Annotated in this window: 27 protein-coding genes; 22 read left to right on the plus strand and 5 right to left on the minus strand. The window is 49.3% G+C overall.

Going from position 1 to position 20,785, the window contains the following annotated elements; genetic code table 11:
* Positions 1 to 309 precede the first annotated feature (309 nt).
* The 4 genes from NT073_RS20265 to NT073_RS20280 all read left to right on the plus strand — a co-directional run bounded on the left by NT073_RS20265 (position 310) and on the right by NT073_RS20280 (position 3,900).
* On the plus strand, positions 310 to 951 hold the full coding sequence (locus NT073_RS20265) for a Crp/Fnr family transcriptional regulator (RefSeq protein ID WP_297377081.1): 642 nt from the start codon (positions 310 to 312) through the stop codon (positions 949 to 951).
* A gap of 74 nt (positions 952 to 1,025) precedes the next feature.
* Positions 1,026 to 1,829 (plus strand): sulfite exporter TauE/SafE family protein, encoded by an 804-nt coding sequence (locus NT073_RS20270; protein WP_297377083.1) that lies wholly within the window; start codon positions 1,026 to 1,028, stop codon positions 1,827 to 1,829.
* 34 nt (positions 1,830 to 1,863) lie between these two features.
* The gene (locus tag NT073_RS20275; protein ID WP_297377085.1) at positions 1,864 to 3,282 is read left to right on the plus strand and encodes an MBL fold metallo-hydrolase; all 1,419 of its coding nucleotides are present in this window, start codon (positions 1,864 to 1,866) and stop codon (positions 3,280 to 3,282) included.
* A 192-nt stretch (positions 3,283 to 3,474) separates the two neighbouring features.
* Complete coding sequence (locus NT073_RS20280; protein ID WP_297377087.1) at positions 3,475 to 3,900, plus strand: DUF983 domain-containing protein; 426 nt, start codon at positions 3,475 to 3,477, stop codon at positions 3,898 to 3,900.
* A 64-nt stretch (positions 3,901 to 3,964) separates the two neighbouring features.
* On the opposite strand, the gene NT073_RS20285 is transcribed toward NT073_RS20280, so the two are convergent.
* Entirely contained in the window at positions 3,965 to 4,408 is a 444-nt protein-coding gene (locus tag NT073_RS20285; protein ID WP_297377090.1) for a DsrE family protein, read from the minus strand.
* Positions 4,409 to 4,548: 140 nt separating this feature from the next.
* Between NT073_RS20285 and NT073_RS20290 the strand changes: the two genes are divergently transcribed.
* From NT073_RS20290 to NT073_RS20330, 9 genes are read left to right on the plus strand one after another with little or no spacing between them, the layout of a single operon-like run.
* The gene (locus NT073_RS20290; protein WP_297377092.1) at positions 4,549 to 4,764 is read left to right on the plus strand and encodes a DUF2892 domain-containing protein; all 216 of its coding nucleotides are present in this window, start codon (positions 4,549 to 4,551) and stop codon (positions 4,762 to 4,764) included.
* Positions 4,765 to 4,773: 9 nt separating this feature from the next.
* Positions 4,774 to 5,025, plus strand: coding sequence for a hypothetical protein (locus NT073_RS20295; RefSeq protein ID WP_297377094.1), 252 nt, complete (start codon positions 4,774 to 4,776; stop codon positions 5,023 to 5,025).
* Positions 5,009 to 5,242, plus strand: coding sequence for a hypothetical protein (locus tag NT073_RS20300; RefSeq protein WP_297377095.1), 234 nt, complete (start codon positions 5,009 to 5,011; stop codon positions 5,240 to 5,242). Before NT073_RS20295 ends, NT073_RS20300 begins: the two co-directional genes overlap by 17 nt.
* Positions 5,214 to 5,540 carry a thioredoxin gene (gene trxA / locus NT073_RS20305; protein WP_297377097.1) on the plus strand — a complete coding sequence of 109 codons (327 nt, stop codon included), beginning with the start codon at positions 5,214 to 5,216 and terminating at the stop codon, positions 5,538 to 5,540. The genes NT073_RS20300 and trxA overlap by 29 nt, the downstream gene beginning before the upstream one ends.
* Entirely contained in the window at positions 5,530 to 5,736 is a 207-nt protein-coding gene (locus NT073_RS20310) for a hypothetical protein (RefSeq protein WP_297377099.1), read from the plus strand. Before trxA ends, NT073_RS20310 begins: the two co-directional genes overlap by 11 nt.
* 46 nt (positions 5,737 to 5,782) lie before the next feature.
* Positions 5,783 to 6,391 (plus strand): TlpA disulfide reductase family protein, encoded by a 609-nt coding sequence (locus NT073_RS20315; RefSeq protein ID WP_297377101.1) that lies wholly within the window; start codon positions 5,783 to 5,785, stop codon positions 6,389 to 6,391.
* A 20-nt stretch (positions 6,392 to 6,411) separates the two neighbouring features.
* The gene (locus NT073_RS20320) at positions 6,412 to 6,678 is read left to right on the plus strand and encodes a hypothetical protein (RefSeq protein ID WP_297377102.1); all 267 of its coding nucleotides are present in this window, start codon (positions 6,412 to 6,414) and stop codon (positions 6,676 to 6,678) included.
* 5 nt (positions 6,679 to 6,683) lie between these two features.
* The gene (locus NT073_RS20325; RefSeq protein ID WP_297377104.1) at positions 6,684 to 7,871 is read left to right on the plus strand and encodes a 5'-nucleotidase C-terminal domain-containing protein; all 1,188 of its coding nucleotides are present in this window, start codon (positions 6,684 to 6,686) and stop codon (positions 7,869 to 7,871) included.
* A gap of 24 nt (positions 7,872 to 7,895) precedes the next feature.
* A complete protein-coding gene (locus NT073_RS20330; protein ID WP_297377106.1) occupies positions 7,896 to 9,311 on the plus strand; it encodes an MBL fold metallo-hydrolase in 1,416 nt (471 codons plus the stop codon).
* Between the two features lie 104 nt (positions 9,312 to 9,415).
* Here the strand turns inward: NT073_RS20330 and NT073_RS20335 are convergent, their stop codons facing one another.
* Together NT073_RS20335 and NT073_RS20340 are read right to left on the minus strand one after the other, a co-directional pair.
* Positions 9,416 to 10,012, minus strand: a complete 597-nt coding sequence (locus NT073_RS20335) for a methyltransferase (protein WP_297377108.1) — start codon at positions 10,010 to 10,012, stop codon at positions 9,416 to 9,418.
* Positions 10,009 to 10,221: a hypothetical protein gene (locus NT073_RS20340; RefSeq protein WP_297377109.1), complete on the minus strand. Its 213-nt coding sequence runs from the start codon at positions 10,219 to 10,221 to the stop codon at positions 10,009 to 10,011. Before NT073_RS20340 ends, NT073_RS20335 begins: the two co-directional genes overlap by 4 nt.
* Before the next feature lie 292 nt (positions 10,222 to 10,513).
* Here NT073_RS20340 and NT073_RS20345 point away from each other — a divergent pair, with 292 nt between their 5' ends.
* Entirely contained in the window at positions 10,514 to 11,584 is a 1,071-nt protein-coding gene (locus NT073_RS20345) for a c-type cytochrome (protein ID WP_297377110.1), read from the plus strand.
* 38 nt (positions 11,585 to 11,622) lie between these two features.
* Positions 11,623 to 11,997 carry a DsrE family protein gene (locus tag NT073_RS20350; protein ID WP_297377112.1) on the plus strand — a complete coding sequence of 125 codons (375 nt, stop codon included), beginning with the start codon at positions 11,623 to 11,625 and terminating at the stop codon, positions 11,995 to 11,997.
* A 26-nt stretch (positions 11,998 to 12,023) separates the two neighbouring features.
* On the opposite strand, the gene NT073_RS20355 is transcribed toward NT073_RS20350, so the two are convergent.
* The gene (locus NT073_RS20355; protein WP_297377114.1) at positions 12,024 to 13,349 is read right to left on the minus strand and encodes a chloride channel protein; all 1,326 of its coding nucleotides are present in this window, start codon (positions 13,347 to 13,349) and stop codon (positions 12,024 to 12,026) included.
* A 130-nt stretch (positions 13,350 to 13,479) separates the two neighbouring features.
* Here NT073_RS20355 and NT073_RS20360 point away from each other — a divergent pair, with 130 nt between their 5' ends.
* The 7 genes from NT073_RS20360 (at position 13,480) to NT073_RS20390 (ending at position 20,055) form a co-directional block, all read left to right on the plus strand.
* Positions 13,480 to 14,868 (plus strand): OprD family outer membrane porin, encoded by a 1,389-nt coding sequence (locus NT073_RS20360; RefSeq protein WP_297377116.1) that lies wholly within the window; start codon positions 13,480 to 13,482, stop codon positions 14,866 to 14,868.
* A gap of 8 nt (positions 14,869 to 14,876) precedes the next feature.
* Positions 14,877 to 15,449: a YeeE/YedE thiosulfate transporter family protein gene (locus NT073_RS20365; RefSeq protein ID WP_297377118.1), complete on the plus strand. Its 573-nt coding sequence runs from the start codon at positions 14,877 to 14,879 to the stop codon at positions 15,447 to 15,449.
* A gap of 21 nt (positions 15,450 to 15,470) precedes the next feature.
* Complete coding sequence (locus NT073_RS20370; protein ID WP_297377120.1) at positions 15,471 to 15,953, plus strand: DUF6691 family protein; 483 nt, start codon at positions 15,471 to 15,473, stop codon at positions 15,951 to 15,953.
* A gap of 131 nt (positions 15,954 to 16,084) precedes the next feature.
* Positions 16,085 to 16,720, plus strand: coding sequence for a peroxiredoxin (locus NT073_RS20375; RefSeq protein WP_297377122.1), 636 nt, complete (start codon positions 16,085 to 16,087; stop codon positions 16,718 to 16,720).
* Between the two features lie 104 nt (positions 16,721 to 16,824).
* Positions 16,825 to 18,030 carry an FAD/NAD(P)-binding oxidoreductase gene (locus tag NT073_RS20380; protein WP_297377124.1) on the plus strand — a complete coding sequence of 402 codons (1,206 nt, stop codon included), beginning with the start codon at positions 16,825 to 16,827 and terminating at the stop codon, positions 18,028 to 18,030.
* Between the two features lie 98 nt (positions 18,031 to 18,128).
* Positions 18,129 to 19,541: an MBL fold metallo-hydrolase gene (locus NT073_RS20385; protein WP_297377126.1), complete on the plus strand. Its 1,413-nt coding sequence runs from the start codon at positions 18,129 to 18,131 to the stop codon at positions 19,539 to 19,541.
* 64 nt (positions 19,542 to 19,605) lie between these two features.
* Positions 19,606 to 20,055 carry an OsmC family protein gene (locus NT073_RS20390; RefSeq protein WP_297377128.1) on the plus strand — a complete coding sequence of 150 codons (450 nt, stop codon included), beginning with the start codon at positions 19,606 to 19,608 and terminating at the stop codon, positions 20,053 to 20,055.
* Between the two features lie 103 nt (positions 20,056 to 20,158).
* On the opposite strand, the gene NT073_RS20395 is transcribed toward NT073_RS20390, so the two are convergent.
* On the minus strand, positions 20,159 to 20,464 hold the full coding sequence (locus tag NT073_RS20395) for a rhodanese-like domain-containing protein (protein ID WP_297377130.1): 306 nt from the start codon (positions 20,462 to 20,464) through the stop codon (positions 20,159 to 20,161).
* Between the last annotated feature and the right edge of the window lie 321 nt (positions 20,465 to 20,785).

Raw genomic sequence — 20,785 nt, forward strand, 5'->3', positions numbered from 1 at the left:
AAGCTTGGTCCAGGTTGAGCTTGCCAAGGTGAATTTGTTCCACCATTTGGCGCATGGTGAGTTCATGCTGTTGCATGGGTGATAGTCTGAGTTGATCCATAAGTTAACCAGTTTGTGGTCAACTTTTTTCAGGACAAGTCATCTGCCGTTAAATTTTTTACAAAAAACTCAATTACAATAGATTACACCATAGTTTGTTCAGTTTTGGACGGCTTTAATTGGACGATTTTAGATTGCATTCCTTTTACAATTTTACTACAGATTGTAACTTGTTTTAATTTGTTTGGGTTAGCGACTAAACTAGTTGCCATGAGCATAACCATTGATTATCTTCAGGAAACCTTCAAAGGACAGTTCGAATATGCGTTGCTGGATGAGCTGGCAAAAGTGGGGCAGCATAAAGTTATTCCGGTGGGTTCCTATCTGATTCGCCCCGGCGAATACATTCGATCTGTGCCCATTATCATCCGTGGATCAGTCAAAATTATGCGACCCGATCAGGAAGGGCGCGAAGCGTTGCTCTATTACCTGGGCGGATTGGATGCCTGCGCCATGTCGCTTACTTGCTGCCTGGGGAGCCGACGTAGCGAAATTACGGCCGTAGCCGAGGAAGATACCGAGCTGATTGCCATACCAGTCGACAAAGTAGACGAGTGGATGTGTCGCTATTCAAGTTGGAAACAGTTTGTGTTTCAGACCTATCAGAAACGCTTCGATAACTTGCTTCAAACTATCGACGAAGTGACCTTTCATAAACTAGACGAGCGGCTGCTGACCTATCTTCAGAAGAAGACCAAAAGCTGTCAATGTAGTGAACTGACTATTACTCACGAAGAAATTGCCAATGAGCTCGCCACATCGCGTGAGGTAATTTCCCGACTGCTGAAGCAGCTCGAAAAAATGGAGAAATTGAAGTTGTTACGCGGAAAAATCGAAATGTTGCCCAATTAATCCAGGCTATGTAACAATTATCACGGAAAAGCCTTTCGTCAGCCTGTTGCTTTGCTTAACATTTAGTAAGCATTATGACGACGATTCAACTGATTGGCTTTTCGGCCTCTATTTTTATTGGCATCAGCCTGGGCCTGATTGGGGGCGGAGGAAGTATTCTGACACTTCCGGTTCTGGTGTACATGATGGGGATTAATCCCGTTTTGTCCACTGCTTACTCCCTGTTTGTGGTGGGTACCACCTCGCTGGTGGGGTCAGTTAGCTATATGCGCAAGGCCCAGATCAACTACAGGGCCGCCCTTGTTTTCGCCATCCCTTCGTTTCTGGCGGTTTTTCTGACCCGCAAGTACCTGGTACCCGCTATTCCGGACCCCGTCTTCAGCCTAGGCGCTTTCGAGCTGAGCCGGAATGTGGCCATCATGCTGTTTTTTGCGCTGGTGATGCTGGCCGCTTCCTTTTCAATGATTCGGGACAAGAAGGGCGAAACGAGACAGGAAATTGGCGAGTTACAATTCAACTTACCACTGATCGCCCTTGAAGGAGCCCTGGTAGGAACCTTGACCGGTATTGTGGGCGCGGGTGGCGGCTTTCTGATCATTCCAGCGCTGGTGCTGCTGGCGCGGCTGCCCATGAAAATGGCGGTTGGCACGTCGCTGCTGATTATTGCCGCCAAATCGCTGATTGGGTTCCTGGGTGATTTATCCAACATGCCCGTTGATTGGCCATTCCTGCTCGAATTTACTGCCTTTTCCATTGTTGGTATTTTTGTCGGCACTTACCTGTCCCGCTACGTTCCGGGCGAGAAACTCAAAAAGACCTTTGGCTGGTTTGTGCTGGTAATGGGCGTGTACATCATCGCGAAAGAACTTCTTTTTTAACTCATTTTATCTCCATTTGTCATCTATAGTAACCATGAACATAGAACAGATTTATACTGGTTGCCTCGCTCAGGGGACTTATTATATCGAAAGCGCTGGCGAAGTAGCTATTATCGACCCCTTGCGCGAAGTAAAACCCTACATCGAACGAGCCGAACGCGAAGGAGCGACTATCAAATACGTACTGGAAACCCATTTCCACGCCGATTTCGTATCGGGGCACCTCGACCTGGCCAAACAAACCGGTGCCACGATTGTCTACGGTCCTAACGCACAGACGGGCTTCGACGCCTATATCGCGAAAGATGGCGAAGAGCTTCCGTTGGGTAATGGCCAAATTCGGGTGCTGCATACGCCGGGGCATACCCTGGAATCGACCTGTTACCTGCTGATCGACGAAGAAGGTAAGGAAAAAGCGTTGTTCAGTGGCGATACGCTGTTCATTGGCGATGTAGGTCGGCCCGATCTGGCGCAGAAATCTGATCTGACGATGGACGATCTGGCCGGGTATCTGTTCGATTCACTGCGGAACAAAATCATGCCCTTGCCTAACGAGGTGATTGTTTACCCGGCTCACGGTGCAGGGTCGGCCTGTGGCAAAAACATGAGTAAGGAAACCACCGATACACTGGGTAACCAGAAGCTGTTTAACTATGCCCTGCGTGCCAACATGACCCGCGCCGAATTTATTAAGGAGGTCACCGACGGTCTGCTGGCGCCACCGAACTACTTCCCGCAAAACGTACTGATGAACAAGCAGGGGTACGAAAGCATCGATACGGTGTTGGACCGGGGGGCTCAACCCTTAAGCCCCGAAGCCTTCGAAGTAGCTGCGAATGAAACGGGCGCGGTTATTCTTGATGTTCGGGCAGCACAGGTGTTTAACAAAGGCTTTATTCCAAATTCGATCAATATTGGCCTTGGGGGGCAGTTTGCGCCCTGGGTTGGTGCCCTGATTCCCGACGTTCGGCAGGAGTTGCTGCTGGTTTGTGAACCGGGCACCGAAGAAGAAACCCTAACCCGGCTGGCTCGCGTTGGCTACGACCAGGTGCTGGGTTATCTGGCCGGTGGTTTCGACGCCTGGGCGGCCAGTGGCAATGAAGTAGACACCATTACGTCGATTTCGGCCGATGAACTGGCTAACCGGCTCGAACAAAACGATGCGGTTGTTATCGACGTTCGGAAACCCGGTGAGTTTACGGCGGAACATATCGACGGGGCCCAAAACATCCCTCTTGACTACATCAGCGAACATATGGCGGAGTTTCCTAAAGACGAAACGTTCTATATTCACTGTGCAGGCGGTTATCGGTCGATGATGGCGGCTTCCATCCTGAAAGCCAGAGGGTACGATAACGTGATCGACGTAGCGGGCGGCTTTGGGGCTATTCAAAAAACCGGACGCATTAAAACCACGGATTACGTTTGCCCTAGTACGCTAAAGAAAAAATAGGGATTGCCGTATAAAATTATGACCCCGCAAATCCTGCTCAATAAATTTGGGACAGGATTTACGGGGTTATTACCAAAATCAGGTTCCTGTGTAACAATTATCACAGATTTGAGCTCACGAGCGGGCTATTTTTGTTTGTCAATGATCACCGACATCATTACGGCTGTGATCGCACAAGAACAAACCTGAGCCATGTTAAAAGGAACCAAACTATATAGCATTCTTTTCAATAAATGTCCTCGTTGCCAGGAAGGCGATTTTTTTGTCAGCAAAAGCGCCTATAAGCTGAAACAGTTCGACAAAATGCACGAGGAGTGCAGCCATTGCCAGTTGCGGTACAATCGGGAACCCGGCTTTTTTACGGGTGCCATGTATGTCAGTTACGCCTATTACGTAGCGTTTATCATCAGCTCCTTTGTGCTCTTTTATGCCATACTGGATATTGATTTAGACTACTATCTGGTGTTTCTACTGCCCTCGCTGGTGCTTCTGACGCCGTTTTTCTTCCGGCTGGCCCGACGAACCTGGATTAATTTCTTTGAGGATTATCGGCCAGAATTTGCTAAAGATAACACAAAGGCCATCGTAACAACGACATCTGAGTCACCAGTGCTATAAGAGACAAACCGTAGCTAACCCGGACATGAGACCATTTGTACCATCAGGTCCGGGTTAGCTAGGCTTAGGGATGCATAATAGCCCAGCCCTGTTGTTGTCGGATAATCAATTCGCCGTTTCCGCTGGGTGTGTAACCAATAAAGGGCAACATCTCGTCCTTGCTAATTTTGCGTTCGCGTAACGTATTCTCGCACTGGGCCAGCACAACCCCCTGTTTTTGTAAATCCAAAAGAGTTTGTTCAAACGGGCTGCCTTTTTTCAGAGCCGCTACTCCTCCGCCGTGTACCACTAATTCGACCTCCAGTTTGCCTTTCAGCCGAGGGTCGTCCAGGGCATTCTGTATGTTCTTCAGCGTAGCTTTAATTTTCGCTTCATCGTCGGTATTTAACTGATAGGCCACATGATAGGCTGATTTTGTGGCTTTTACCCCATGAAAATCAGGTTGAGCAAAGGCAGCCTGTGAAAGAAACATAATCAATGAAACAAGGCCAATCGACAGGTATTTCATACGGATACTGTGTTAATAAAAGTTGAGAATGCGATGTTCGGTAATCCTTGCGAAGGTATAACACCAGATCAGGTCACTATGTGATTTTTATCACGGAAACCGGCATAAAGAGGCTTTTTCTTAGCGTAAAAATTACGGCTATGAAAAAGAACATGGGGTCTGCGGACCGAATCATTCGGATAGTAATTGCACTGGTCCTGATTGCCCTTTTTGCAACGAATACGCTTACGGGTACCTGGGGGATTGTCAGTTTAGTTATAGCGGGCGTGTTTATCGCTACCAGTCTGGTAAGCACCTGTCCACTTTATTTACCCTTTGGGATTCGAACCAACCGAGCTCAAAAACACGCCAACTAATAGGAGCGTATGGAAACTTTAGTAAAAAATTGGGATGCCATGCGTCTGGTTCGCTTAATTGCCGGAAGCCTGATTATCTGGAGTGCCCTCACGGATCATCAACCCTTACTTGGGCTCATGGGGGGCATCCTGTTAGTACAGGCTATGTTGAATGTAGGTTGTGGAGCAGCGGGCTGTGGCATCTCCCGGCAAACGCGTCAGACGACGAACAAAAAGGCAGAAGTGAATCATGACGAGATACCGTATGAAGAAGTACACTAACCGGTGGCCGTGGATTGGGGGCTTATTGGGAGCCCTGGGCGGATTTCTCTACTGGCACGAAATAGGGTGTCTGACAGGCCATTGCCCCATTCAATCGCACTGGCAAACAATGATCTTTTGGGGAGCCATGACCGGATTTTTACTGGGCGATTTGCTGCATCAGCTTGCTGGAAAACGAATGAACAACTATGGGGACGCAGACAAAAGAAACCTTTAACGAAATTATTCAGGGAGATACTCCTGTGCTGGTCGACTTTTTTGCCGAATGGTGCGGCCCCTGTAAAATGATGGCCCCCATTCTAAAAGAGTTTGCTGGGCATATGGGCAACCGTGTACGCGTGCTGAAAATCGATGTCGACAAAAGCCCGGTTGTGTCGAGTACGTACCGGATTCAGGGAGTACCCACGCTGATATTGTTCAAAAAGGGGCAGATTGTTTGGCGACAGTCGGGCGTGGTACAGGGAAACCACCTGGAGTATGTAGTAAATCAGCTCGAATCAACGCATGTACACTGAGGAGTTTTGGAACACGCGCTATCAGAACCCAGCGTATATCTACGGAGTTGAACCCAACTCGTTTTTTAACGAATGCATCGACTCGCTGAAACCGGGCCGCTTATTGTTGCCAGCCGAAGGCGAAGGACGTAACGCCTTACATGCTGGCGGCATAGCTGGATTGCCCCTGGCAGTGTTTTATGAAAATACTGCCTGATGCTTAAAACACAGACATCCATCGTCTGCATGAACTACGTGACATAATGAACACAACCAAAAAAAAACAAACATCCTGGCTTACTTACATCCTGTGGCTGGGAGTAATCGTTCTGTTATTTTTTACAGATCTGGGTACCTCCCTGCGAGCTGGCATCCAAGGATTGATTCTCGGGTCAGGCCTTAAGAATGCGCCCACTGACCAGCCAGCAGCTGCCGCAAAGGAAAGTCCGGTGGCTTCTGAATATCCGTACCAACTGTCGCTGATGACGCTGGACAACAAACAAGTGTCCTTAAGTGAATTAAAAGGGAAAGTCGTTTTTCTGAATCAATGGGCTACCTGGTGTCCGCCCTGCCGGGCCGAAATGCCTGCCATCGAACGGCTGTATCAGTCACTGGACAAGCAGAAAATTGCGTTTGTCATGCTGTCGTTGGACGAAGATCCGCAAACTGTGCGGCAGGCGATTCAGCAGAAAGGATTTTCATTCCCGGTGTATACGCCAGCCAGCGCATTGCCAGATGATTTTGCCACGCAGGCCATTCCCACCACCTTGATTTTAACCCGCGATGGGCAAATAGCGCAGCGGATCGAAGGAATGGCCAACTACGATACTGATGAATTTCGTCGGTATCTGCTGTCGCTCTATCACCCTTAATCTTTCGATTCCTGAACGTTATGATACCTACATCCTTAAGCGCTACTCAGTTACTACTGCTGCAAATAAACGATGTTCATGCATACTTGGAACCGCATACCGAATGGTTCTGGGAAAACGGGCAGACCGTCTATCGATCAGTGGGAGGCTATGCTCGCCTGGCTACACTTGTTAAAGAGCGCCGGAATCAATACCCCAATGCGACCGTATTACTCGATGGTGGCGACACGTTTCATGGGACTTATCCGGCTATTCAAACCCAAGGAGAAGCCTTGTTCCAATCGTAAACCAAATGGGGTTTGATGCAATGACGGCTCACTGGGATTTTGCCTATGGGCCCAAACGATTACTGGAACTGGGACAACAACTCACGTATCCAATTCTGGGAATCAACGTTTTTCACAAGAACGCCAGCACGAACGTTTTTCCGCCTTATCAGATTCTGGAGCGGGCCGGACTGCGCATCGGCATTATCGGAATAGCGTCCAACATTGTCGCAAAAACGATGCCGCTTTCCTTCAGCAAGGGTGTTTATTTCACAACAGGCCTACAGGAGTTGCCAGGTATGATTAGTTATTTGATGCATACAGAAAACGTTGATTTGGTATTTCTGCTCTCGCATTTGGGTATTCCGCAAACACATAAACTTCTGTCAGAAGTCCCCGGTATTGATGTCTGTCTATGTGCTCATACCCACGACAGAATCCGACATCCATTGCTAGTCAATGACACGATTATGATCGAGTCGGGTAGTCACGGTGCCTTTCTGGGCGAGCTATTGCTTACTATTAATAACGGACGGATCGTTGCGTACGAGCACACCTTAACCGAAGTGTCGGAATCCATTGCTCCTCACCCAGTGATGCAATCGCTGGTTGAACAAGCCCTCGACCCATTTCGCAGTAAGTTAGCGGAGGTCGTTGGCCAAACCCTGCACGCGTTGGACCGTAGTACCTGTCTGGAGGCAACGATGGATAATCTGTTACTTCAATCCATGCTCGAAACAACGGGAGCCGACATGGCCTTTTCCAACGGGTGGCGATATGGTGCGCCGATTGCTCCGGGACCCATTACAATGGGACAGTTATATAACATTACCCCGATGGACCCGGTTATTTCACTAGTCGAATTGACGGGTACGGAGATTTGGCAGATGCTAGAAGATAATCTGGAAAAAACGTTTTCCATAGATGCCTACCAGCAAGTGGGTGGCTATGTTAAGCGGACGGCAGGCCTGCGGGTTTATTTCAAAATGGAAAATCCCAAAGGAGCTCGGATACAAAGCCTTTTTGTCGGAGCTGAGCCCATTGATCCTTATCATAGTTATACCACTGCATTTGTCACGGAGCAGGCTGTTCCGCAATGTCTCGGCACTAACCGGCGGGATACAGACACTCATGCCGTTGACGCTATGCGAGCTTATCTCCATCGTCACTCGCCTATCAACCTATCGCTGGAAGGTACCTTTATCAGTGTTTAATCGCCTATAAACTTCATTCGTCTTATGGCCGTCGTTTTAGAGCAAATCGTCAGTGAAGGTCTCGCCCAGCTCAGCTACCTGGTTGGCGACGATAAAGCGGGGCTGGTTGCTGTCATAGACCCTCGTCGGGATGTAGCTATCTATCTGAAAAAAGCCCAGATACTTGGTGCACGGATCATCGCTATAATCGAAACACACATCCATGCCGACTTTGTATCAGGTGCTCACGAACTGGCCGTCCGAACGGGCGCACCCATTTACACGGGCGAAAACGATGCGTATACCTTCGCACATCACCCGGTTCAGGAAGGAGAAAAAATCGAGTTAGGTACTATTACCTTGCAAGCATTACCCACACCCGGTCATACGCCAGAACACATCAGTTGGCTGCTTTTCGATCAGAAACAGGGCGATAGACCGATTGCTGTGTTTTCGGGCGATACGTTGTTTAATCTCGACGCGGGCCGACCCGACCTGCTGGGCAGCGACGAAACCAAGCAGTTGGCAATAGCCCTGCATCAGTCTCTGTATGAAAAGCTGCTGCCTCTGGGTGACCGCGTTGAGCTGTATCCCGGTCATGGTGCGGGATCTGCCTGTGGTAAATCCATTGGCGACCGGCGACAAAGTACACTGGGGAATGAACACATGTTTAGCCCTGTATTTTCGCATCCGGTGCAGGCCGATTTCCTTCACTGGTTGCTGGACGCTATGCCGGAGCCACCCCGCCACTACGCGGATTTAAAAAAGCTCAATGCGGCCGGTGCGCCCATAAAAGGAGGCTTACCCCTTATTCCTCCACTTTCGCCTGAAGAGTTTCGGCAGCAGATGAGTCAGGAAGGCGTTCTGGTGCTGGATGCCCGTTCGATTCTGGCCTTTGGTGGAGGACATATTCCGGGTGCCCTAAATATTGCCCTACAGAATGAATTTCCCACTTGGGTTGGCTGGATGGTTGAACGAACAACCCCTATTTTGTTGGTTGTCGAAAGCGAACGCGACTTGATGCTGGTCTCTCAGCACCTATTCCGCACAGGCTACGATATGATTCTGGGGTATTTGCATCAGGGTATGACGAGCTGGCAGAACGCGGCTCTGCCCCTGCAATCCATTAAGGAGTGGACCGTTCATACCCTGCATCAACAGATAGAGAACCCCACTCTGACCATTCTGGACGTACGTAGCGAGCAGGAACGACAGAAAGGTTACGTACCTCATTCACAGCATCGGTTTGTCGCCCACCTACGAGACAACTTGGCGGGACTGGAACCATTTCAACCGGTAGCAACTTATTGCGGTACGGGCTTTCGGGCTTCGATTGCGGCAAGTATTCTCCAGCAAAACGGGTTTACCAATGTAATTAATGTACCGGGCTTCTGGACGGCTTGGCAAGTCGCAAACCTACCTATCGAAAAAACAGATAACGAATCAACTGATAATAAGTAATTACGTAGCATGGAAATCATTTTACTTATCAATTAACCCCATTTCATGTTTTAGATAGAATAAATTGGCATAGTTTGGCCCTTTTTAACCTGCTGGTGATGCATTTATTCCTTCGATGGCCGGGAAAGTCGGGGAATAAGCATCGGTACATGTTGGCGGTAAACCCGGTAGTCGGTTCCGAACGTAGCGATCAATTTTCGTTCTTCGAAGTAAACGCTGACCCGAATGTAGAGCGTGGCTGCCAGGAAAAGAAGTAAGTAGGACCAGGTCGGCTGAGCGATCCAGATTCCTGCTAAAGCCAAAATCGTACCCGTATATAAGGGATGACGCATGTACCGAAGAAGCCCGTTTTGGCGTAATTTCGGATGACCCGCCTGCTTGCTGGTTACGGGCCATCCAATAAATTCGGCCAGATCATACCCGCGCAACGCTATAATGGCGATTACTACGCCTATACCAATGACTAGACTACCGGTCAGGAAGGAACCCTGCCAGGCGCTAACGTAGTCGACGGGAGCTATTCGGTGCAGCCAGAGTATCGGAGGCAGTGTAAGCAGGGCAATGCCGTTGTACATCAGTCGGTAATACGTGTACAAATGGCTAAACCTGGCGGCAAAACGCTGTTTGAGCCACACGCTGGCCGTTACACTGTGTATAACTCCGAAAATGACCCAGCTCAGTAAAATAACTGTATACATCATGGCTGATCGTTAGCGATGCCCAGCCTAACCATTTCCTGTAGGATGGATTTTCGATTGATGGTGCTGGTATGTTCAACAGCAAGAACGATGTCGGCTGCGTTGTAGTGTACCCAAAACACACCCGTCAGATTTCGCAACCGACGACACACTTCGTCCAACTGATTGCCCTCAAGCGGAGCCGATAAACAAAACCGATCTATTTTTCCCACGATACGTAGTAACGTGCTGGTGCTTCAGCGTTTGGCGTCGAATTTCCGGCCGAAAGTACAGGCTAAATCAGCCCGAATCCGTGACATTTATCACTGGAAAACAAGCCCAATCAGGGGCCCGGGCTTGTTCACTCGGTAACTTGTTCGCAAACTATCAGATCGTGTGCTTTGTGACTATTGTTACGGTGTTTGATTTGTCGTAGCCGGACATTTGCTTTTAAGTTATTATCTGTAGAAAAGTACCGTTTGGATAATCGATAATCGTCCAGCCGGGTTCTTATTCGATGAATTTATGCCAACGCAAGACCCCACTGACAAAACCATTCAATCGCTTCAACGCACTTTACTCGCTTTAGCCGGATTGTTGGTCTTAGCCGTAGTTGCCACCGTTATTCTGATTGCTTTCCAGCTTGGCTGGATAACGCCATCAGCAAAAACAGTCGAACAGACCACTACGACAAACGACGTTTCGTCGGTTAAGCCGACCAAAACGGCAAAGCCCCTCTGGCAGGCTCCGTCTGAATCCGTTTTGGCTAAAACGTCTAATGGTGAACTGATTCGGTACGGCAAAGAGCTGATTGCCAATACTTCCCTGTATCTGGGACCTAAGGGAAAAGTAGCCCATATAGCCAATGGCATGAACTGCCAGAACTGCCATCTGGATTCCGGAACCAAACCCTGGGGAAATAATTACAGCGCTGTAGCCTCGACCTACCCTAAATTCCGGGCGCGTTCGGGCATGACCGAAAGCATTGTAAAACGGGTCAACGACTGTTTTGAACGCAGCCTGAACGGGAAAGCCCTGGACAGTACTAGCCGCGAAATGAAGGCCATAGTCGCCTACATCCATTTTCTGGGCGATGGGGTGCCAAAGGGCGAAAATCCAAACGGATCAGGCATTTGGAAAGTCCCTTATCTGGATCGAGCCGCCAGCCCCGACAAGGGGAAACTAGCCTACAAGCAGAAATGTGTGAGTTGCCATGGAAATACCGGCCAGGGCATTGCTAACCCTGATGGAAATGGCTTTACGTTTCCGCCGTTGTGGGGATCACACAGTTATAATCAGGGGGCGGGCCTGTTCCGCCTTTCCCGACTGGCGGGCTACATTAAGGCCAATATGCCCCTGGGAGCCAGTTGGGATAAGCCCCAGTTAAGTGACGAGGACGCCTGGGACATTGCGGCCTACATAAACTCGATGCCTCGACCCGCCAAAGACCTCCGCAACGACTGGCCCAAGCTAGCCAGTAAGCCCGTCGATCATCCGTTTGGCCCCTATACCGATTCATTTTCCGAAAAACAGCATAAGTTCGGCCCGTTCAAACCCATTGAAGCGTACAAAAAGGAACACCCCGCTTCAAAATAGACGTTACTGTCTCGTTATGCTATACATTATTGTTTGTTATGACGGATATGGATTCCGATAAAGGTGCAGGACACCGCGTTGTTTTTCAGTTTGTTTCGCCCGATGAAGCATCGCAGAAAGCGCTGATCAGCAATCTAAAAAACCTGTTGCATGCGTGGCCCGACGTGGAAGTTGAAATAGTGGTGCATGGACCCGGAATCGACCTGATCACTAACGAATCGCAATACGGCCAGACTCTACAAACGTTGGTTGAGCAGCACGCCATACGGATTGTAGTTTGTGAAAATAGTCTGCGGAGTAAGCAACTGTCTCTGGTCGATATGCTGCCGTTTGTCGAAACGGTTCCTGTGGCTATCGTTGAACTGATTCGTAAACAGGAGCAGGGTTGGGCGTACATTAAAGGGGGATTGTAAACGAAGGTTACAGTCGCTTAGCCAATCTACCGGCGAAAACGCCGACCCAGTTTTTTTAACCAGTTTGGCCACTGAACGCGCCACCGGATAACGGGATGAGCAATCGCGTTAAATTCATGACCCGTTTCGGCTTGAAGCGCACTGGATTTCGGCATGGCCAGCACTTGGGATGAATACAGACTGCGATGGCCAGACATCAGAAAACTAATGACGCAGGAAACGGCTGCATAGGGGGCCACCTCAACCCCAAACAGTTCAATGGCTAAAATGCTACAGGCAATATGCGTATTGGCGGCACCCGCCAGCAGACTCACAAAACCAATGGCCGCAAACGTCGAGTGATCGGCCCCAACCAGGTCCGCATAAACGCTGCCCGCCGTGGCACCAATAAACAACGTGGGCGTGATGACGCTTCCACTTCGGCTGATGCTCAAAGTAATGACCGTAAAAAGGGCTTTCAGCAAAAATGTGTAGGGCTTGACCGAGTGGCCTTCAATGGCGTTTTCCATCAACGTAAGCCCTAATCCCAGATAATCGCGAAAGAATAAAAGCGTCAGGCCGACCAGGACCAGTCCCCCTAATAATCCCTTCCAGGGACGCCAGATTGGAAGGGTATTCAGGGCTGACGTACTAGTTTGGATCAATCGGATGAGTCCGTAGGCACACAAGCCGAAGAAAATGCCACTACCCAGCAGTTGCAGGAAAAAACCCTGGCCGAAAGCCGGCACGAATTTGAGTGGATAGTAGAAAAAGGTGACGCCCAGCGCTGAGGAAATCTGATAAGCCGTGATGGATGCCACGAAAGCTGGGAGCAACACATCGTAGAAAATAACCCCGACGGCCAGCACTTCAATGCCGAACAAAGCTCCCGCAATGGGCGCACCGAACACACAGGCAAATCCAGCACAGAAGCCACACAGAACCATTTTTCGCCGGTCAATATCCGTTACCCGAAATAGGTTGGCGCATAGACTGCCCAAACCCGCGCCAATCTGGGCACACGGGCTTTCTTTTCCTGCCGAGCCACCCGTGGCCAGAATCAGTATAACATTGATGATTTTGGTTGGCACGAAACTCCCTTCGATTTTGCCATAGTTTTTGTTGATGGCCGCAATCAGCGCGTCGGTGCCAACATGCTGCTTTAAAACAAACTGACTGAGCAGATTAGCCACAAAAAAACTGAGCGGGAGCCAATAAAACACGTGCTGATAGTGATTGCTTTGCTCGATCACTTCATGGATAAAGCGAATAAACCCAGATGCCGCCAGGCCCGTCAAACAGCCGATCAGAATGGACAAAATAATCCACTTAAGCACGCTAAAAAACAAAACCAGTTCTTCCTGAATACGCATGGCTAATTAACCAGATAATGGCTTATCTGTTGAAACGCAGAAAAGTAAACGGTCTCTATGTAACAATTATCACGGAAAGGCGATGGATGGCTGCCGAGCTTTGTCCAGTTATTCAGCATAACCCTAACGCATGAGCAGACATTTAGCCGTTTTCTGGTTGGTTTCGATCCTATCGGTCAATGCCTGGGCGACTGACGATAAGCAACCCGATACGCTTACGACCCAACCGCATCGCTGGCTCGACCGTGATCGATTCCCGATTCGTGCCCGTTCGTTTTTTATGGTAACGGACAATGCGGGCGATTTGAGTGATGCCTATGCGTGGGGGATTGGCGTTGGGCTGGGTTATCAGACCCCCCGCTTAGTCAATCACCTTAGACTGGGTGGAACGGCTTTTTTCAGCAAGAATCTGGCATCGTCGGATTTGGCAGCTCGCGATCAGCAAACGAACCAGCCCAACCGGTATGAAATTGGGCTGTTCGATGTGCAGAATCCGGGCAGTCGCGCTGTTCTCGTTCGGCCCGAAGAATTGTATGCCCAGTATCTGTTCGGAAAAAAATCCTGGATTACCCTCGGCAGACAATTACCCCGCAGCCCCCTCATCAATCCACAGGACGGACGATTGTCGCCAACATTTGTCGAGGGCATTGTGCTGGAATGGAACGAACGGGCCAATACCCAGATTCACGCGGAATACCTGACCCGCATTGCTCCTCGCTCAACCGTGGGCTGGTATAACATTGGCGAAAGTATTGGGCTCTATCCGGTTGGCGTCGATGCGACGGGTAAGGCTTCTCAATATGCTGGCAATATCTATTCAGCAGGTGTCGGTCAGCTTGGTATAACCCAGAAAGTCGGTAACCTAGTCCTGCAATTTTGGGACACCCACGTACAGAACCTATTCAATGTTGCTTACATAAGAGCTGATATGGGTCTTTCGATGGGGAAAAAACGTCAGCTTGTGGCTGGACTCCAATCAGCCCGGCAGTGGACCGTTGGGGATGGTGGAAACGCCGAATCAAGTAAAGCCTATGACCAGCCCGGTAATCGCGCGCTGTTTTTTTCGGGACGAGTCGGCTATCAGACCACCCGCTGGACAACCTACCTGAATGCCACCCGCATCACAGCCGAAGGACGCTATCTGATGCCCCGTGAGTGGGGCCGCGATCCGTTTTACACCTTTATGATGCGGGAGAAAAACGAAGGCGTTGGCGATATAACGGCCATCAACACAAACCTGTTTTTTACCTCTACGGGCCGCATCCGGGCCGAAGCCAGTTTCGGGTATTATCAACTGCCCGATGTCAAAAACGTTGCCTTAAACAAATATGGAATGCCCTCCTATACCCAAACGAACCTGAGTTTTATCTACCGCACCGGCAATTTTCCCAACGGTTGGGATGTTCAGGTGTTGTGGGTACTCAAAACCAATGTCGGCGACACCTACGACAACAACCGGTATGTGTTTAACCGGGTGGGTATGCATCAAATCAATCTCATTCTCAACTATCATCTATAAATCGATTCATGGAGTTTATCGACCTCATCCGCAGGCCCTGGCCCTGGTACGTGGCCGGGCCACTGATTGGCCTTACCGTCCCAACGTTATTACTCATTGGCAACAAATCGTTCGGCATATCGTCGTCGCTTCGGCACATTTGCGCGGCCTGTTTGCCGGCCAACATTCCGTTCTTCCACTACAACTGGAAAAAAGAAATCTGGAACCTGTTTTTTGTGACGGGTGTGTTATTGGGCGGCTTTCTGGCCACGCGTTTTCTGGAAAACCCCGATGCATTCCAGCTTTCGGCAGCCACTATCGCTGATCTGAAAGCACTGGGTATTCACGATTTTTCGGGGCTCATGCCCGCCGATTTGTTCGATACGGCCAATTTGTTCACGCTAAAAGGGCTGGTATTTTTTGTGTTTGGGGGTTTTCTGGTTGGCTTTGGCACACGCTGGGCGGGTGGCTGTACGTCAGGTCATGCCATTATGGGCCTCTCGAACCTGCAATGGCCTTCGCTGGTCGCCACCTGTTGTTTCATGGTCGGTGGTTTCGCCATGACCCACCTGATCCTCCCTCAGTTGATGAAGTTGTTTTAACCCTGAAGAAAGCAAATAACCATGCAAAACGTAGTAAGTTCCGATACGTTGGTGTGCGACGCGCCCAACGACATGAAAAAAACCGAAAGCTGGACCGCTAATCTCAAATACCTGGTGGTTGGGATGCTGTTTGGGATTGTGTTCGTGAAGGCCGAAATCATTTCGTGGTTTCGGATTCAGGAAATGTTTCGACTCCAGAGTTTCCACATGTACGGCGTGATTGGTTCGGCGGTTGTGGTTGGTCTGGTATCGGTATGGCTGATCAGACGGTTCAATATCAAAACACTGGCTGGCGAAACGGTTGAGTTTCACCCGAAAACGTTCAACAAAGGACAAATCTTTGGCGGGTTGTTATTTGGCTTGGGTTGGGCCATTACGGGTGCCTGTCCAGGACCCTTGTTTGCTCAGATCGGTAGCGGCTACGTGGCCGTTATTATCACCCTGCTAAGTGCCGTTGCAGGAACCTGGGTTTATGGCTACCTGCGCGAAAAACTACCACATTGATTCTTTACTCTGAAAATAATAAAGCCACGGGCCATTTCACACCCGTGGCTTTTTGTATACGTAACTTTTATCACGGATAGACGAATTGAGAATAGCTTCCTTTGCGATGACAATTATCAAGTCATACCATTATGAACAACATACCAAGAATTGGCGATCAGGCCCCGGATTTCGAAGCGATTACGACTACCGGCAAGATTAAATTTTCGGATTATAACCAAGGGAGCTGGATTATTTTCTTTTCACACCCGGCCGATTTTACGCCTGTATGTACCACCGAAATGAGCGGCTTTGCCTTGGAACAGGATACATTCTTTGCCGTTCACAACTGCAAACTGATGGGACTAAGTATCGACAGTATTCATTCACACATTGCCTGGGTCGATAATGTCCGAAAGAATACGGGTGTCCTGTTCAAATTTCCCATTGTTGCCGATATTGATATGCATGTATCGCAGCTTTGGGGTATGTTGCAACCCGGTGAAAGTGAAACCGCTGCGGTTCGGGCCGTCTTTATTATTGATCCTAATGGAATCATTCGGCTGGTGATGTATTATCCGATGAGCGTTGGGCGAAACATGGGTGAAATCAAACGGGCGTTGCTGGCCCTTCAAACGACGGTTGAACATAAAGTCGCCTGCCCCCTGAACTGGCAACCCGGCGATAAAGTCATTGTTCCCCCGCCAAAATCGGTCGATGCGCTGGAAGAGCGATTGAACAGCGATCTGGAAATGGTTGACTTTTATCTGGCGAAAAAGGCCTTGTGATTCTCTCGAAAAGTCGGATACTCGAAGCGGCAGTATGTAACAAATGTCACATACTGCCGCTTTATCGTGAGCTATTTTTAGAAAAAATTTAACTATTCCTAAAAATGGCTACTCATTTTCACGTACTGGTTGTGGGGGGAGGTAATGCTGGACTGTCGGCTACGGCCCAACTACTCCATAAAGATCCATCTGTACAGATTGGCATTATCGAACCATCGGCCAAGCATTATTATCAACCTGCCTGGACGCTCGTGGGGGCAGGGCAGTTTGATGTGAAAGACACCGAAAAAAACGAACAGAATTACATTCCGGAAGGAGCCGACTGGATTCGGGATGCCGTGGCTACATTCCAGCCTGATCAAAATCAGGTGACCTGCCTCAGCGGAGCTACGTATACTTACGATGCGTTGATGGTTGTGCCAGGGATTCAACTAGATTGGGGAAAAATCAAAGGGTTTACCGAAACGCTGGGAAAAAACAAGGTCTCAAGTAATTATTCGTTTCAGACGGCGCCCTACACCTGGGAACTTATCCGGAATTTTAAAGGGGGCGTTGCCGTGTTTACCAATCCGGCCACGCCCGTCAAATGTGGAGGAGCCCCGCACAAAATCATGTACCTGGCCTGCGATTACTGGCGTAAAAATGGTGTACTGGACAAGACCGACGTACATTACGTATCGGGAGCCGGAGCCATTTTTGCCGTGAAAGAGTTTGCCCAAACCCTCGAAGGGCTGCTAAAACGGTATCGGATTAAAACGCATTTTTCCCAGAATGTTACGGAGGTCGATGGACTAAACCAAACAATTTATTTTGAAGGAAAAGATGCCGATGGTAACGTTCAGAAACAGTCGATCCAGTTCGACATGGCGCACATTACCCCTCCGCAGTCGGCCCCCGATTTTATTAAAAACAGCCCACTGGCCGATCCGGCGCAGCCGCTGGGCTGGGTTGAGGTAAATAAGTTCACGTTCCAGCATAGCCGCTTTCCCAACATTTTTGCCTGTGGCGATGTGAGCAATGCCCCCACTTCAAAAACCGGGGCCGCCATCCGAAAACAGGCACCGGTTATGGTCGAACACATATTGGCGTATCTGCACAAAACACAATCCAGTGCGCAATACGACGGCTACACCGCCTGCCCCATCCCGACCGAATATGGTAAACTAATGCTGGCTGAATTCGACTACTCGAACAAACCCAAAATGACGTTTCCATTCGATCAGGCTGTGCCGTGTTGGACCATGTGGTTACTGAAAAAATACCTGTTACCCTGGCTATATTGGCACCGAATCCTGACGGGTAAAGCCTAAAAAGCTGACGAAAATCATACAGATTTTGTGACAAATAGTACAGAAGCAGCCTCTGCTTTCTGCCAATTTTGATGCATCAACTTAATCATCAAAACGCCATGAACGTAGAACAAATTTATACCGGTTGTCTGGCTGAGGCTGCTTATTACATTGAAAGTGAGGGCGAAGCCGCCATCATTGATCCCCTCCGTGAAACAAAACCGTATCTGGATCGGGCAACGGCCAACGGAGCGACGATCAAGTACATTTTTGAGACCCATTTCCACGCCGATTTTGTGTCGGGCCACCTCGATCTGTCGGCAAAAACCGGCGCTACGATTGTATTTGGTCCCACGGCGCAGCCGGGTTATAGGGCTCATGTCGCTACTGACGGTGAGGAGTTTCCGATTGGAAAGGTGAAAATCCGGGTGCTGCATACGCCCGGGCATACGATGGAATCCACTACGTATTTGCTAATCGACGAAAATGGCAAGGAAACGGCCATCTTCACCGGCGACACGCTATTCATTGGCGATGTAGGTCGCCCGGATTTAGCGGTTAAGACCAATTTGACCCGCGAAGACCTGGCAGGTTACTTGTACGACAGTTTACACACGAAAATCTTACCCTTGCCCGATGATGTGATCGTTTATCCAGGACACGGCGCAGGGTCGGCCTGTGGCAAAAACATGAGCAAGGAAACCACCGACACGCTGGGCAATCAGAAATTGTTCAACTATGCCCTGCGGGCTCGTACCAAAGCGGAGTTTATCCAGGAAGTCACCACCGGACTGATGCCTCCTCCACAGTATTTCCCCAAGAACGCGGTACTGAATAAAATGGGTTACGAGCCTGTCGATTCGGTGATTCGGCAGGGTACGCTGGCATTGTCGCCAGCCGCCTTTGAAGCCGCAGCCAACGAGGAAGGAGCTTTGATGCTCGATGTACGGACTGCGCCCGAATTTGCCAAAGGATTTATTCCGAATGCCATCAACGTTGGACTCGAAGGACAATTTGCTGGTTGGGTCGGTACATTGGTGCCCGATCTGAAACAGCCGATTTTACTGATTGCCCCTGAAGGCAAGGAAGAAGAAGCCGTGCTCCGGCTGGCGCGCGTAGGCTACGACAACTGCATCGGTTATTTGCAGGGTGGGTTTGCTTCGTGGAAAGCCGACGGCCGGGAGATCGACACCATTACGTCCATTTCAGCCAATACGTTTGCCGAATTATATGCTCAGAATCCGGACCTACCCATCCTCGATGTTCGTCGAAAGAGTGAATATGATGCCGAACACGTAGTGGGTAGTGACAACCTGCCGCTGGATTACATAAACGACAATATGGCTCGTATCGACCGCGACAAAACGTACTACGTCCACTGTGCAGGCGGTTACCGGTCGATGGTCGCGATTTCGATTCTGAAAGCCCGTGGTTTCGATAAGCTGATTGACGTGGCTGGCGGTTTTGCCGCTATCAAGCAAACCAGTAAGCTCCCACTTACAGACTACGTCTGCCCAAGTACATTGCTTTAATCACCACCGTATACTATGGCTCTGTTCATTGTCGGGCAGGGCCACTTTTAAAAGCACAATTCCTATGGGACCGCATTACTATGAAGTAAATCTGGGTTGGCAATATGCCCGTTTAGGGCAACTGAGCGCTCCTGGCCTAACCGATACCATTGATGTAGCGATTCCCCCTGAATTCCCGAAAGGGATGCCAGATGTATGGTCGCCGGAGCATTTGCTGGTAGCCGCTGTTGTGGGTTGTTTTATGACAACGTTTCTGGCCGTGGCCGAAAACTCCAAACTGGATTTCGATGATTTTGACTGTTCAGCAATCGGCAAGCTGGAACGTGTTGATAATAGGCTACAAATTACCGATGTGGCCCTTACACCCAAACTATTGCTAACCGACGAAAGCGATCTGGAAAAAGCGCAGCAGGTGTTACAGAAAACGCAGAAAGAATGCCTGATCACTAATTCCATTCGGGCACAGGTGACCATTCAACCCACTATTCGGTTTGCCGTTAAAGCCTATGATTAAGGATTAACTGTAGGGAATAAAAAAAGCGCTGACCGGTTGGTTCGCGCTTTTTTGTTTGTCATATCGACTTTAAAAAATTCCTGTCTCAGTCTTGAGGGACCGCTCATTTTAAATTCCGCCAGCTACCAGCATCGTACAGATCGGTAACGCCCTGACTCGATAAGAGCGATTTGGCCCGCGCACTCCGCATACCGGAAGCACAGCAAACAACAATCGGTTTCTTATAGCTTTTTAGTTTAGCCACCTTCGATCCGAGTTGATCGAGTGGAATATTGATCGCTCCCTGCGAATGACCTCCCGCAAATTCGCCAGGTGAGCGTACATCAATAATGACAGCTCCCTGTTCCAATACCGCGTTAAGTTGTGAATTACCGGCTCCTCCAAATACAGATTTCAATAGATTCATCATTGTCGTAAACTGGTTAAGTTGATGAGACAAAGGTCGTCTGTCGCAAAGTGCTTGTACGTGATAATTATCACGCAGACACGTTTTAGAGGATTCGTGTATCGCACTGATTTTTATTGTTATTTCTCCCCAAAATATAATACGTGCAATGTCTTGTCCTAAAATAAGTTTACCATCACTTTAAGCAGATGGACCACTTATTTTTGCTTCGTACTCAGGCGCATGAGCTCAAGATGCGTCAAATGGTTGAAGAGATCAACCTGGGTCGGCTGACCATTGATCAGGCCATGGCCAAGTTCAACGTTTTGACCCGCCACACGGTTA

The organism is Spirosoma sp., from assembly GCF_026391055.1.
GTDB lineage: Bacteria > Bacteroidota > Bacteroidia > Cytophagales > Spirosomataceae > Spirosoma.